This window comes from Thalassobacillus pellis (assembly GCF_016908295.1).
In the GTDB taxonomy this organism is placed as follows: domain Bacteria; phylum Bacillota; class Bacilli; order Bacillales; family Halobacillaceae; genus Thalassobacillus; species Thalassobacillus pellis.
Genome location: NZ_JAFBDO010000008.1, coordinates 65,979 through 80,270 on the forward strand (window position 1 = coordinate 65,979; position 14,292 = coordinate 80,270).

15 protein-coding genes are annotated in these 14,292 nt (G+C 39.4%); all 15 read right to left on the minus strand.

Annotated features, from left to right (window positions below; all coding sequences use genetic code 11):
• Nucleotides 1-203: 203 nt before the first annotated feature.
• Complete coding sequence (locus tag JOC33_RS18325) at nt 204-1,067, minus strand: hypothetical protein (RefSeq protein ID WP_205094004.1); 864 nt, start codon at nt 1,065-1,067, stop codon at nt 204-206.
• Nucleotides 1,064-1,642, minus strand: a complete 579-nt coding sequence (locus JOC33_RS18330) for a hypothetical protein (RefSeq protein WP_205094005.1) — start codon at nt 1,640-1,642, stop codon at nt 1,064-1,066. Before JOC33_RS18330 ends, JOC33_RS18325 begins: the two co-directional genes overlap by 4 nt.
• 15 nt (nt 1,643-1,657) lie before the next feature.
• A complete protein-coding gene (locus JOC33_RS18335) occupies nt 1,658-2,758 on the minus strand; it encodes a lysozyme family protein (protein WP_205094006.1) in 1,101 nt (366 codons plus the stop codon).
• 2 nt (nt 2,759-2,760) lie between these two features.
• Nucleotides 2,761-4,674, minus strand: a complete 1,914-nt coding sequence (locus JOC33_RS18340; RefSeq protein WP_205094116.1) for a VirB4 family type IV secretion system protein — start codon at nt 4,672-4,674, stop codon at nt 2,761-2,763.
• 15 nt (nt 4,675-4,689) lie between these two features.
• Nucleotides 4,690-5,346, minus strand: a complete 657-nt coding sequence (locus tag JOC33_RS18345; RefSeq protein ID WP_205094007.1) for a hypothetical protein — start codon at nt 5,344-5,346, stop codon at nt 4,690-4,692.
• Nucleotides 5,343-5,654 (minus strand): DUF5592 family protein, encoded by a 312-nt coding sequence (locus JOC33_RS18350; RefSeq protein ID WP_205094008.1) that lies wholly within the window; start codon nt 5,652-5,654, stop codon nt 5,343-5,345. The genes JOC33_RS18345 and JOC33_RS18350 overlap by 4 nt, the downstream gene beginning before the upstream one ends.
• Nucleotides 5,655-5,693: 39 nt before the next feature.
• Nucleotides 5,694-7,394, minus strand: a complete 1,701-nt coding sequence (locus JOC33_RS18355) for a pLS20_p028 family conjugation system transmembrane protein (protein WP_205094009.1) — start codon at nt 7,392-7,394, stop codon at nt 5,694-5,696.
• Between the two features lie 24 nt (nt 7,395-7,418).
• Nucleotides 7,419-9,917 carry a VirD4-like conjugal transfer protein, CD1115 family gene (locus tag JOC33_RS18360; protein WP_205094010.1) on the minus strand — a complete coding sequence of 833 codons (2,499 nt, stop codon included), beginning with the start codon at nt 9,915-9,917 and terminating at the stop codon, nt 7,419-7,421.
• Nucleotides 9,918-9,929: 12 nt separating this feature from the next.
• Nucleotides 9,930-11,039 (minus strand): hypothetical protein, encoded by a 1,110-nt coding sequence (locus JOC33_RS18365; protein ID WP_205094011.1) that lies wholly within the window; start codon nt 11,037-11,039, stop codon nt 9,930-9,932.
• A gap of 15 nt (nt 11,040-11,054) precedes the next feature.
• A complete protein-coding gene (locus JOC33_RS18370) occupies nt 11,055-11,315 on the minus strand; it encodes a hypothetical protein (RefSeq protein WP_205094012.1) in 261 nt (86 codons plus the stop codon).
• Between the two features lie 15 nt (nt 11,316-11,330).
• Nucleotides 11,331-11,525, minus strand: coding sequence for a hypothetical protein (locus JOC33_RS18375; protein WP_205094013.1), 195 nt, complete (start codon nt 11,523-11,525; stop codon nt 11,331-11,333).
• Between the two features lie 64 nt (nt 11,526-11,589).
• Entirely contained in the window at nt 11,590-12,030 is a 441-nt protein-coding gene (locus tag JOC33_RS18380) for a hypothetical protein (protein WP_205094014.1), read from the minus strand.
• Between the two features lie 416 nt (nt 12,031-12,446).
• Nucleotides 12,447-12,674: a hypothetical protein gene (locus tag JOC33_RS18385; RefSeq protein WP_205094015.1), complete on the minus strand. Its 228-nt coding sequence runs from the start codon at nt 12,672-12,674 to the stop codon at nt 12,447-12,449.
• Between the two features lie 22 nt (nt 12,675-12,696).
• Entirely contained in the window at nt 12,697-13,713 is a 1,017-nt protein-coding gene (locus tag JOC33_RS18390; protein WP_205094016.1) for a DnaD domain-containing protein, read from the minus strand.
• Nucleotides 13,714-13,740: 27 nt separating this feature from the next.
• Nucleotides 13,741-14,226: an XRE family transcriptional regulator gene (locus tag JOC33_RS18395; RefSeq protein WP_239534300.1), complete on the minus strand. Its 486-nt coding sequence runs from the start codon at nt 14,224-14,226 to the stop codon at nt 13,741-13,743.
• Between the last annotated feature and the right edge of the window lie 66 nt (nt 14,227-14,292).

Consider the following 14,292-nt stretch of genomic DNA (forward strand, 5'->3'; position numbering starts at 1 on the left):
AGAAGAGCATAAGGGGTTTTTGTTCCCACTTGGCGTGTGAATCCCGGCAGAGCCGGGCAAAACGAGGGAACAAGAAAATCTCCAGATGTGCGGTCGCTGTGCGGCCAAAACAGGAACGTTTATTCGGTCATTTACCTGATGTGTGGTCCCTGCACAGGAGGTGTGCGCCTCATGTGTTGACACTTTCTCTCCAATATCTACAATTAACTTGAAATCATCCGTTGCTTTTCTTTTAATAATTGGAGCTTTTCTTGAAGAGTATTAATGGCCGTTTCGTATTCTAAAACATCTCGGCGAAGTCGTTCTTTTTCATTTGTCAGTTCGCGGATTTGTGCATTGGTTTGTTCTTTTTCCTCCTTCGTTTCATAAAGACGCTCTGACTCTAATTCAACAATTTTTTGGTCCATTTCCTCTAAACGCTTATCAATAGATAGGATGCTTTTCTCCTTGTCTTTTATTGTTTCTTTCGTTTCTTTAACGTCATGGGATAGGGCAGCAAGTTCATATTCTAGCGTTGTTTTTATACTTAGGTTGGGATCCGTTTTGACTTTAGTCTGGTCGGTATAAATCCGTGCCAACTCATTGCTTTCCTCACCTCCTTTCGGTGAATGTAATTCATCTTCTTTTAACGTAAGCCTGTTTGTTTCTTCCTTTTTTATGTCTAATGCCATCACGTCAAAAGAAGGGCTTACCTGTTGGATACTAATGACATAGCGACCATCATTTTGGTACTCCACGGTGGTGGGAATCTTCCTTCTCGGATGTTCTTTCTCTTGAGCAGCAAAGCTCAATTTATCATGGAGTAAGGAAGTGGATGTATCAATATTCAAAGTGACGACCATAAGTTTCATTGATGGATTGTAGACCCAATTTTCAACTTCTAAATTCCCGGCACCGCGTAAGTTTAAAGGCTCATCGAGTGGTGTTTGTTGAACTTTCGAGCGACTTTCACCTCCAAACAAAAAGCCGGAAAATAAGAAAAAAAGAAGCGCCATAGCCATGACGCTTACTCCAAATAAATATTTTTTTGAGGTGTGTTCTGTAATCATTTTCGCTTGTCGTTTCATCCGGTTCTCTCCTTTCTCACATCCTTAAAATCCGTGACCACCCAATGGTCATCCTGAAACTGAACGCTTAACTCCAGAAACACAGGAGAGATCTGCTTTTGGTCACTATTTAGAGAATACAGCGTATGAGTTAGCCTGACTAATACTGTCGCATGATTGTTTGATAGATTCCCTGTTTTAATAAACACTTCAACATTATCCACACTGGTTTGTGTATCTCCTTTATAAATTTCTGTAGTAAAAAACGTGTTCACTAACTCCTTGCTCATAATCGACTTTGCTTTCCTTTTTTGTTCCTGATAAGTTTCTTTTTTGTGCACGAAAGCCGTCTTAATAAAAAGATTAACTTGGTCTACTATAGCTTCATGATGTTTCTGAATCGTCGAGGGATCCTGTTCATTCACAGTCTGTTTTAAAGAATTCCTTTCCTTTATCACCTGCTGATTTTCCTGTTTAAGATGTTTTATTTCTGCCTGAAGTTTATCGTTTGAACTTGTGTATTGAACGTACACATTAAACGCTGTAATCGTAATGAGTAATGTCAGAAACAGGCTAAAAAGCGTTCGCTTATTCATTCATAATCACCTCTCCTATAGCCCAAGATAAGGAGCAGGGTTTACATCTGATCCATAGTGTTTCGTAGTCATCACTTCGAAGTGTAAATGAGGACCTGTGGAGTCTCCTGTTGTGCCACACTTGCCGATTTCGTCCCCTCTTTGTAGAACCTCTCCGTTTTGTACACTTATCGCATACAAATGAGCATAGTGACTATATAGTCCCTCTTCATGTTTAACAAGAACGTTTTTTCCGTACCCTGAGTTGCTTCTTTCCACCTCAACAACTTCACCATTATCGACACTCTGAATAGGGGTAACAGCATTCGTGCATACAAAGTCAATGCCTCGATGCATAGCAGGACTTCCATCAAAAGGATCCGAACGCATCCCATAGTCCGATGTCTGCGTAAGAGCTCCTCCAATGGGCATTATCCACTCGCCTGTTGGCTGGGCATCAGCATTAACCGTACCACCTTCAAGGTAACTCAGCACGGCTTCCACATACCCTATATCCCCATAGCATGCGCCAGTTGCTGTTGCCTCTGGTCGAATGCAGGAATACATCCCTGTATGCTTCAATTCCTGATATTTCATTCGAGAGAATTCAATGGCTATTTCCTTGCTGTATTCTCCGTTGTTATACTTGTTGGCATAGTCAATAAACCCTCCCCCAAAGTTGTAGGCTTGGATCGCCACTTTGACATCTCCACCAGCTTTTTCTAACATATTCGCGAAGTATCGAATGCCCACTTTAATACTTCTTTCTGGGTCTTGAATGGTGTTCGGAGGAAGGCCCAATGATTCACTAGCCTGCATCACATCTGCAAGCCGCCCGCCTGACTCTTGCATGGTTTTAGCTAACAAAAGTTCCACGTACTCAGACACTCCATATTTAGCTGCGTACTTCTCGAATAACGGACGATATTGCTCTAGAGCTTTCGAGATTTGTGCTTTTCCGTTCACCAATTGAACCGACTCGACGTTCTCATTCGAGTTATTCTTTTGAAAGCCAATTAACGTCGTAATTGCTGAAGTAAACAAAACCATTAGAAGGAAACAAAGAACAAGAATGACTCCCATAAGCCACAGCCAAACCTTGCGTGGTACTAGTCCAACTACTAAGGACCAAGGCATACTTATGCACCTCCACCAAACAGGGCTAACTCTTCATCGGAGACCTCCACTTTAAAGCGTATATTATCTACAGCGCGGATACTTAACATGGTTTCCCCGGTTTGAAGATAGGGGATATCCTCTAGCTCACTTTGACTCAATTGTCCGGTGAAAATTTGCTGCATCATTTCTAAGTTGTTGCTGTCTTGCTGCATGATGATTTTATATTGGGTGAGTTCAAAGAGCTTCTTAATTTCTTCTACCATGCTTTGATCCGATCCTTCTGGAACAAAGTCACGAATGGTATGACTGGCATAGAGCAGACTTCCAAAGTATTTTCGAGCTTCCCGACTAAATTTGGTAAGGAAATCAAGCGCACTTTCACTTTTCTTCTTGGTATTAATAATGTGATGAGCCTCGTCCATTAAAATTAAATAGCGAACGGCATCTTCAAAGGCTAGCTTCCCTCGATCAAAGGCTTTAAATTGAGGAGCCCCATTCGTTAACATGGAATCCCATAGTAGATTTAAGACATTAAAAAGTTGGGCTTGAAATACCTCTGCTCGCATTTGAGACAACCCTCGCAGCGTAAATGTGACAACTTGCTGGTCATTAAAATGTTCAATGGTTGATACGCCATTGAACAGGTGAGCATAGGTTTCTACAATATTTCGTATATTTAATTCGATACTTTCCAGGCGTTGTTTTCTTTCTTGGCTGACCTTCTCCCATTGCTTCCCTTCATGGATATCTTCATATAGTTCCTCTTCTATAAACGTAAGGAAATCTGTGAATATCGGATAGTCTTCGACCGGACGTTGCGTTATATTTGTTTCTTCTTTGTCCTTCCACAGCCCCGTTCTTTCGTAGAGTTTTCGTAATAGATTCTCATATTCTTTCAGCTCACTATCTTTGGCTTCTGGAGCTAAAAACTTATAAAATATCGTTAATTTAGATAAATGTTGCGTAAAAGATGTGGTTTCATCCTCAGCCGTTCGATAGACCTGAAGAGGATTAATCACACCATCAGACCCATCTAAGGCAATTTGTTTTCCACCTAAAGCTTCTGTTAATTCGGCAAATTCCCCCGTTACGTCAAAGGTTCGAACTTTATATCCTTTGATCGCATTGTCTAGCATTATTTTTTTGAGAGTCGTAGATTTACCGGCTCCCATAGCCCCGACCATCACACCGTTATAGCTTTTACGTTGACGGTCACGATGAAAAAGATCGAAGACAACATTTCCTCCTGTTAATGTCGTGCCATAAAACGTACCAGAGGGATCATTTAAACTAGTAAAATGAAAAGGAAAACCGCCAGCTAATCCTAACGCTGGAACCGGCTGGCCTTCCCTCTTGTTTCGATATTTTGACTGTTCCGTGTAATTAGCTAATAGGGACTGCCATTCATACTCCTGTTCATTTAAGAAAATAGATCCTCGAAAGTTTTCATCTTGTAAGGTGGAGAGAACATTTTTGACCTTATCCTCTAATTCAAGTTTTGTAGGTGCGCTGACATAGTGCCTTAAATGCACACGCTTGATCACTTCCCCCTCCTCAGAGACCTGATTGTAGAGTTGACGTAAATCATCGTAGTTATTTTGGGCTTCAATAATGCCCGCATTGTCTTTTTCATTTATGATCCGAGAGCTTTGTTCTGCCATTCCTTTATTTAAACCCTCGCGGACTTTGTAACGATCATCGGATACAATGTCCATGGTCGTAATCACGTTTTCCATATTAAATATAGGTTCTAACCAAAAGTCTGATACGTTCTTAGGAAATGAATACACGTGTACGCACGTTTCATAACCATCGCCTTTGCGAGTAAAAGATTCCTGAAACTTAACGCCTCCCTGTGGTTGAATATGAGCGAGCAAATAAGGGTTATATCCTTTTTTCCTTGTTTTCTCTTCATCTGTTTTCCGTTTCAACATTTTTAACACAATGATTTACCCCCTTTTTTCTAATTTTGTATTCTGATTGTGAAGTTTATGGACTAAATCAAGCTTTTTCTCCTCAGGTAGATTAATGAGTGGTGCTACCCGGCCTAAATACCTTTGACAGTTTTGACGATATTCTGCAAGCTGTTTCAGGCTTGCAGCGTAAATATACAAATAAAACTCCCGGTTTGTCCGATGAGTTTCTAGGAACTGCAATTCATCTCGTTTCTTGAGTAAGAATTTTTCATATAATGGAGTTTTGTTCTGAGTGATTTTATAATTAATCGCGTTAAGTTGTCTTTGCATATCCACGGGGAAATTCATAGACACGATTTTAATGTCGTGCGCGTAGGACTGAAAGAACTTTGCCATCATCATAATGTCATATTCTGTTTCTTGCGTGGACGGAGAATAAATGTCCTTACTTTGCAGCTGCATGACGTCCATGTAACCCTGATTATTTTTCAGTTCGAAAGACCCTTCATCAGTCATATTCCGAATAGGAATAAGATCTGCCACAGATGCTTTAGCCATCTCTCTCCTTTTCTTTCGGGCTTTAGATTTATGTCGGATTCCCTTTCGCCTTTCCGTTTTTCGTTCATCAAATAGCGCAAATTGTTCTGATCCTTCTTCTTTGAAGTGAGGCGCTTTGTGATTCCTCTTCATTTAGAGTCCTCCTTTGTGAACCCATTTTCTTCTTTATCGATGGCACAATAAGTTATACGGTCACTGGTAACAGCTAACAGCAGTGCCTTTACCATGCGAAGCTTCGGATTCGTTTTTGGACGGATCAACCATGCAACCATCAATAAAGCCCAAAAGATTCCGTAATACCAAATGAAGGAAGAGTGAACCGCATAACGAAATAGAAAGCCCAATCCTCCAAGTATTAAGACAACGAGTAGATCAGTGAGATAAAACAGCTGATTAATCTTGAGCTCACTTCCAATTTCAGAAGGGATTTTATACTGCAAAATGAAGACTCCTTTCTCAAAATAAAAACGCGAACAAAGTCATGACCCTTGTCCGCGTTTTTTCATTTTATTTTTCCAGTTTTCCGTGGTATTCCGTGAAAGCTCATAGGTTCGCTTCGTTCCCTGAATCCTGCTGTTATTACGAATTCGCTCCTTTGCTTGATCTTTTAAATATTGACCCATTGTTCTTTGTTCTGTGCGATATTGGTTAGGCATTGGAATATCTCCAGTATCTCCAGATTCTTTTTGTAATGCAGAGTCATTAGAATTGTTCGGTGCATTCGGTACTTTCAAAGAGCTTGAAACGTCATTGTTAACTGGATTTCCTTTCTTGTTATCACCTTTGGTGGGGTTGCTTTTTCCTTTACTATTAAAAGCATTCTTCTCTCCATTACCACCTGAATGACCATTTTGGGTTTGATCAGCAGCTTGAGGAGAATCTATCGGACTCGGTTCTTGCTTCTGTGATTCTGAACGTTGCGTTTGCCTTTTTGTTTTTACCCTAGAAATTCCTGCAACGGCACCAGCTGCCCCAGCTCCCATATTCATGACTGCACTGGTCCCTCCACTCGCAATAGCACCTGCAGCTTTCTTAGCCGGAGGACCCATCGTTTTAGAGGCAAGATAACCTCCCATTGCAACATGCCAAGCATTCTTCAGACCAGCATCAATACCAAAGAGCTTCTGTACAATATTTGGCCCATCAATAACAGCCAAACTTCCAGCAACCAAAGCGACTAAATATCCCATGCCTTCTAAATTCTCGCCAATAAAGGTGGTGTAATACATATACACACGCAAACTTAAGAAGATCATAATAATAGAAGCGAATATGCTGCCAATATTTTTTATTACAGCTTTTAACCGTTGCCCATTAGAAATATCAGCATAGGCCATAATAAGCGCCACAATATGATTAAAGCCAAGCTCAAAACAAAGCTTGGCCACCTTAATAGATATCAAAATCATCGTAAACGCCATAACCCCGAGCGTTACGATTGCCGTAAACCACTCAACATGCCACCGATAATAGTTTTCCGGTAAAAAGTCGTACCATTCGTCTTTTCCTAGAGAGACAAGCCCTTCCTCTCCATTTGATTCTAAACCTACTTTATTCATTATAATTTTTTGACTTTCGGGAGATAAGCTATCACCATTTGCTTTGTCAAAACTATCGTCAACAGTTTCATTTATAGATATCTTGTCAATGGAGCTTGGACTTATATGATGCTGCACCTCAACATCGGGAGTTTCCCAGCCTGTTTCATCATATATGGTAATATCAGTAATGTAATCAGTCATTACTTTGTCAGATGTAGTAAAGGAGTCAGTTTCGACTTGTGCAACCTCTACTGCATCCCCAGCAAATTCGTTCACCTGCCCCATGCCAAACGTTAAAAGAGAAATCGTCATAATCGAAATGAAAAGGTTCATAGGAATGTCAGACCTGTTCCTTTCTTTATTGAAAATCAACCGGAAACCGATCATCGCCAATGAAATAGCTAGCAATATATAGAGAACCGGCTGAATGGTTTCGAGAAAACCTTGCACAGGCTCACTCATAAAGAAATCCGTTAATGTCAATATGTTGTCCACCATACCTTCTAAACCATCAACAATCATTTTCAAAAATATTATAATGCCCCATCCCATGATCCGTAATCCGGATATAAAGATGTTGTTCGTGGAAAGGACATCGGAGAACTCTATCAGCTTTTCTAATAGTTCTTCATCGGACATTGTTTCACCCCCTTCTTATCAATCCTAAGCCGTTTGTTCTTTAGAAGAATCCCCCTGTTGTTCTTTCCATTTATCGACCTGCTTACGGATATGATCATACACTTGTCGATTAATTTCCTGACCCTCCCCCAGCAGTTTAAGGTTGTATAGAAAAACCTCCATAGGCTCTCGATTCATTTCCTCTTCGCTGTGATCTAACAGAGGAGCGATCTGATGTTGAATAATATGAAGGGTACTTTTATCGAAAAATGCTTCGACTCTTTTCTCCAACCATGATTCTGTACCAGGATTCTCCTCATACAGACCATCTCCTATTTGGTTTTGCTCCTCATTGTTCCTATTTGTAATCGGCGGATTAAAAAAATCTATCACCAATTCCTTGGGTGTGACGTGACGATGAGGAGTGTCGATTTCCTCTTCAGTGATGGACCGGCTTGTATCAAAATCCTGACTCAAATAAGTGTGCGCATATTTCATACTGTGCTTCCCTGTATTGTAGATAGGGAATGCTCGAATTTTTCGCCCTTTTTTATCCCGTCTCATCAATACACGCCGCACCACCGTATCCCCTTCTTCCAATTCCTGCAGCTCATTAGCCGTTAGCAGCTCGCGCCCCTCTGTACTTTCTGTCTTAGATTTATCCAGAGACAAGGTGGATCCTGATCGTGTGTGTGTATGCAACGTTTTCTTCCCTAATTTAGAAGAAAAATAAGAGGCAGAGTCATAATCGGCACTCAGGATATAAATTTCATTACCACAATTACCACGGATAGTTGCTTGTCCGTCTTCCCCGTAAAGATCCTTTAATTGAGCATAGGATTGAACGACTAAGTGAAAACGGATATTCCTTCCTAAACAAACCGTGATCTTATTATCCATATCAGCAATAGCGTGCATATTCCCGAATTCATCTAGCATGAAGACGACTTCCCGCAAACATTTCTGTCCTTTCGCTATAGCTGCATTTTTGGATAGTACATAATACAACTGACTCACAAAAATAGATGGAATCGCGTGAGTGGACGTATCATAATCCGGCGTAACCATAAAAACGGCTATCGGCTTCGTAAAAGAAGTAATCCGTTCAACCACCAACTCCTGATTAGAGGGTGAGGAAAATTGAACCTCACCCGTTTCCTTATCAATCTTTTCAACTTCTAGTTCCAGATCGCTCATCTGCCTAAAAGATTGATCATCCGTTTGCTTTCGCTTTTGTTTGGCAGATAACGGCTCTTGATCCTGCTGGACCTTTAGACGATCCCCAGACTTCAGTGAAGATGAGAAATTAATGGTCCAGGTGCCACTCTCCCCAGATTGATTCGTCTCTGTTACTCCGTTCGGGAATGTAACATAAACCTTGGAAAATGGAGTACCTCTTCCTTTGATAAATTGCCCAAAACCGACTTTCTTCAGGTCCAAAGAGTTTTTCGCTGTCATTTTGGCTGTTTCACTCATCGTAAACTTCGTTAAGCCATTCATAGCCGTTGTAAAAATACTTGATCTAGTGTTTCCTTTTGAAAAATTACTCGTTGCATATTGTTCTTTGGCCACATGTGATTGAGGCAACTCCTGAAAGTACTGATCCAGCGCATTATACTCTTGGCCATTTTTATCTATTTCATTTTTTGTTCCAAGTTCAGATAACATATTGGCCACCGTGTACATCGTAATTTTTTCCTCAGTTCCTTCTGTAATACTTTTCTCGGTAATCGCAAGTATCATAGCATTCACAAGAGATTTAGCTGAATCATCCCACATAGGTTCCTTCGCTTGCGGATTGTGATAAAGCATATGAGTGATCGTTTCGCATAACGTTTGAGCTGTCGAATAATCACCATCTTGATACGCTTGTTTAACCAGTTCTAAGAGGTTAAAGCTCATGCTTTGCATGGGATTCATCAAATTTAGCACTTCTACCTCATATCCTCTATCTTCGAGGGTTTCACGACTTGAGGCGAACAGTTCCCCTTTGGGATCATTGATGACTAAAGAGGGCTGTTTCTCTGCCCGGGAATAGGCATCAATTGTAGGGATGACATACGTTTGTCCTTTTCCACTTCGGGTTGTTCCTATAATTAAGTTATTGACAGGAGAGGGATCAATGTAAGCTTTGTCCCCCTTCCGAGCTAATACAGGACCTCCCTGACCTGTGTAACGTTGCTTCCGGTCAGGGATAGCCTTGTACTGCTGATTAATTTCTTTTCGTGTGGCAAAACGCTGAGAACCTTTTTCATCGGTCCCAATTGGTTTAAAGTTACTTCTAAGCTTATAGAGCATGTGAGCAATACCAACAAGACCAGTTAAAGCTGCCAGTCCATAAAAATAAGGCTGCTCCTTAATGTGAAAGTTCGTGAAATACGACCATTTGATAACTAACGGTTGGCCAAACTTTGGAAAGGTTTGAATGGTATCCCACATAGCAAGGCCTGTATTCCAAATAAATGTTGCTACACATATGGTCGCTATAAAAAAACAGATGCTCATTGGGATAAGCACCTGCTTCGTAGCGATGACCGACTTCAAAATCATCATCTCCTAAATGTTATTTAATTGATTTTCAATCTTAGCTTTTTGTTTCTTCAACGATTCAATCTTACTTTTGTCTTTATTCTCGGACTGTTTCTCTATTTCTATTTGCTCCTGAAGTTTATTCAACTTTCCTTGAAGCTCTTTATATTGATTAATCTTTTGATTCAACTGATCACTTTTGGCTTCGGAGGCCATTTTCTTTGCTTCCTCAATTTGATCGAGCTGTAAATAAGCGAATCCTTTTTCTTTATAAATTTCTGTGGACATAGGAACATCTTCCACAACAATGGCTTCTTTGTAATTTCCTGAGTGGTACGCTACTTTAAAATCTCCTAAAGGATTTGGATGCGACTTTTGAAACTTTTCCAGTTCCTCTAATCCATGAATTTGCATCACTTGCCCAGCTATTAAAGAAACGTTGTCTTTCCCAACCTTTTGTAAAGCTTCTTCATAGTTCTTATTCGCTATAAGAAGGTGAACCAATATCTTTTGTTCAGACTCGCTAAGATGTTCTTGTTCTTTCATACGATTAACAGCTTTTTCGGTATCGCCATTCAATGCTGTTTCGTATATTCGCTTTACTATTTTGTAATCCATCAATTCATGTTCCATTTTGTTTAATGTTTGTGCTTGGCTGTTAAATACTATAGTTAACGTAATGGATGCGACTACAGCAATTACTAGTAAACCTGCGAGAGATCCGGCAATAGCCTTTTCTTGATTATTAAGTTTATTCCAGCCTTTTGCTTCTGTCTTTTTCTGTTCCAACTGTTTTTTCATATCAACTCGATAAGAAGGTGGAACATGAGATGTTAATTTTTGTAGAAATATGTCTCTTTCTGTTTCTTGATAACGATCTTTTAATGGTAGATTTAAGAGCTTTTGGCATATATGGTTATAAATATTTGTAGTCTCTTTTGCCCCCACAACATATGTGCCATTATAAAGTTTATCTCCTTCTTCATTAAAAATCATAAAATCAAGAGAGATTGGTTCTGCATTTTTCTTTTTCCATTTTGCATCTAGTTTGTCCGTCTTTTCTACAATTTCTTTGAAGGAATAAGGCTGAAAACTAGTAATCTCTCCAGATATTTTCGATGTGAATAACACATGCATTTCTATATCACCCCTTTAAAAGACCACCTGGCTGTCAATGTACTCCGCAATGGCGGTTGCTCCCATAAGCACTACAAGTCCTACAGCTCCACCAATAAACCATACAATGGAACTCTGACGGCCTCGAACACCTCCCCAAATAAGGTGGTAGGCACCAATTCCAAAAGCAATCGCTGCCGAAATAATTCCCAGTAATTGCATTGCCGTAAGGATAGACGCCCCTGTAGCTTGAAGGTTACTTATCGCTGACAGAAGAACAATGTCGGTTAATTTCATCGTTTATTCGCTCCTTTAAAAGTTTGTATCTTCCTTCTCTTCACTTATCCCTTTGTAATGCAATAAAGATTTCATAACTACATCTTGGTTTTCCTGAATATACTCTTGGTGTTTGCTATGCAGCCAATTGTTATAAGAAAGGTCCTGTATGGTTAATAAAGTTTGAACTAAGTCTTTAGATTGCTTTAGTTCACGATTCGTAGCTCCCACGAAAATCACCCCCTTTAAAAAATTGACATAAAAAAAGAAGCGATCTAATTAAGATCACTTCCTTTTAAAATGAAGTTTCATCTATAAATTGATGGATAGCTTGTTTTCTATCTTTCAGAGTTTCATATTTTTGCTCTCTTAAAGAAATTCGCTCCTGTAGTTTTCCATCTTCATAATAACTAAGTGATTGAAATAGTTCACTACCTTCTAACCCTATCTCACTTAATTTTATTTCTCCGTCCAGGATCTTTGGGTTCTGAGCATTAATTTCCTGCACATCGATCTCTTCAATGTTATCTTCAACTAAATTTATATATTCTTCTCTTTCCTCTTCCTCTGAAGTATCCGTAACTAATATATAAGCTTCTTCACTATTTTGTATCTTATCTTTAATTTCCTCTGGTGATAAAGACTCGACTTGGCCAGTGGCTCCTTGAGTTCCGCAACCTACAAGAATTACGGCCAATAATAATCCAGCCAAACCACCGACCCAATATCTTTTCATCAGATCATCCTTTCACAAGTGATTTGTATAACGATTCTAACACCTACTCAAACAAAAAACCACATAATGGAAAGGAATAGAATGAATTTGATTGTTTATGGCTAGGTACAATCAACCCTATGCAGCGACATCTAATTTATATCATGCACTGCAACGTACATCGTTTCTAGCATATACGAAGAACTTTATGCATCTAGGTCAGACTCTCCAGAGCTTCATTGGTATTAACCTCACCTAAAGAGTATAACCATTATTGACGCAACGCTTTTCCGAGCCACAAGATGCGTTTCACGTTACACGCACCGAACGCTTATCGACTGCTAGGAAAATACCGTGACATTTCTTTTCCTAACATAGATATGTACTTTTCAATGTTCAATAAGTGCTGTTCAAGCACGTATTAAAATCGTTATATTTCACCTTACGGATTTCAGTTCACTCATAGGATTTTTCCGTTTTGCAATGGTTCTAAAATGCTTGTTCTTTACAGTTCGGATTCGATAATAGATTTTAGATAGCCTTTCAGCAGCACCATTTCTATCTATCGCCCAAGGACCATGAACGTTGTACACTTTTCCTTCAAAGGTTTTTACATTATCTGCTTGTGAGGAAATATCATAAAAGGCGAAACGAGATATCTTCATATAACCACCTCCCTTAGAAAGGTCATGAATCTCCTACAACTTTCAAATTTGATTTGCTTAATAAAATGTCTTTAGCTGAGCTTTCCCCTTCCCGAATAGCATCAAGATCTTCTTCGGAAAGATCATATCTGTTATGAATCGCTTCAAGAATACTCTCCCTGGATCTTTTTAACTTAATTCCTAACTCAATCGTCCGAGCCGTATCATCAATGGTTGGCTTTTTATTTTCTTGTTGTTTTTGTTCGTTACGGTTTTTAAACCATTCAGGTAGTACTTCTTGACTCGATGGTCCTTTAGAAAACTGTCGCTTGCGGTGAATTTTATCCCTATGTTCAACCTCTTCTTCTTCAGCTTGTTCAATGGTTTTAATTCCTTTATTTAGCCAGGATTGAAGTATACTATTCACGTATCCCCACGAAATCTTATTTCGTTCCAATGAACGTTTCATAGCCTCAATGGTTAATTCATCCCCAAGCTCCGCTATCCACCCAGCTACTTCATTAGAAATATGAGGAGATAATACTCCGAAATTGTTTTGGTAAAATTGAACAGCCTCGCTATTTTGTTCAGATGTAGTTGTAGTAATAAATTCTTTTACATTCTTAACTTCTTTAAGTTCTCGTTCATTCTTGTATGTGTCTTTTTGCTGTCCTTCTGATGTCGAGTAGTTGTCGTCTTGATGTTTTTCTGCTGTTGTTTTGTTGTCGTATTCTTCACCATTAGATTGATAGAACGCCCAATTTTCAACGGTCACAACACTATATTTGTTGGTGGATTCAACCGTGATTACACCGTCTTCTTCTAATGTTTTTATATAATCACGGACGGTAGATGCATTCATATTCAATTCGGATGCAGCTTGTTTTCTGCCAAATATGAATTGCCCAGGTTCAAGCTCTACCTTTTGTCTACCCACTCTGGACTCAGTAACTTTGTGACTGGATTTGGCAACACAGTAAATAAAGACCTTTAACATCTTTTCATTTTCAAAAATTTCACTATGGAGGATTTTTCGGTGAAGCTTTACCCACCCCTGCATTCTTTCACCTCTCTCCCGGCCATCAATTCACTCATTAATATAGCCTTTTGCTTTTAAGTCAGAATGATGTTTTTTCCAAATCTTTAACCAGTTGATTCCATAGTTATCACACAGCGCTGCTAAATATACGGTTGAAAAATGAACAACATTCGCTAGTGACTCTGCTGATTTTTGAATACCCTGCAATTCCACAGAGCGATCAGTGTATAAACTATCTGTCCACTTAATTTTAGTCATCACTTCTATAGCTTCTTGTAATTCCTTCTCTACCATCAATTGTAAAAAATAATTATCATTATTAGCCGCAGGTCCGTTTAACCGTGTCAGTCCCCACCCAATATATTCATCAACGGTTTCTAATGCCAACCATGGATTGTTATATTTTTCAATAAAATATTTGGTTGTAACCGGAGGAATCTTTCTTTCTCCACTTTCTTGCTTGGAAATATACTCCCTGGATTGAAACATATCGACTGATAACTGTTGCTGTGTCTTATCTTTACTTCTTCTCATTTCCTTCATGAGCTGCGCTGACTTACTTTTTTTGATCCTGCTCACCTCTTCTGAGTTTATTTGTAC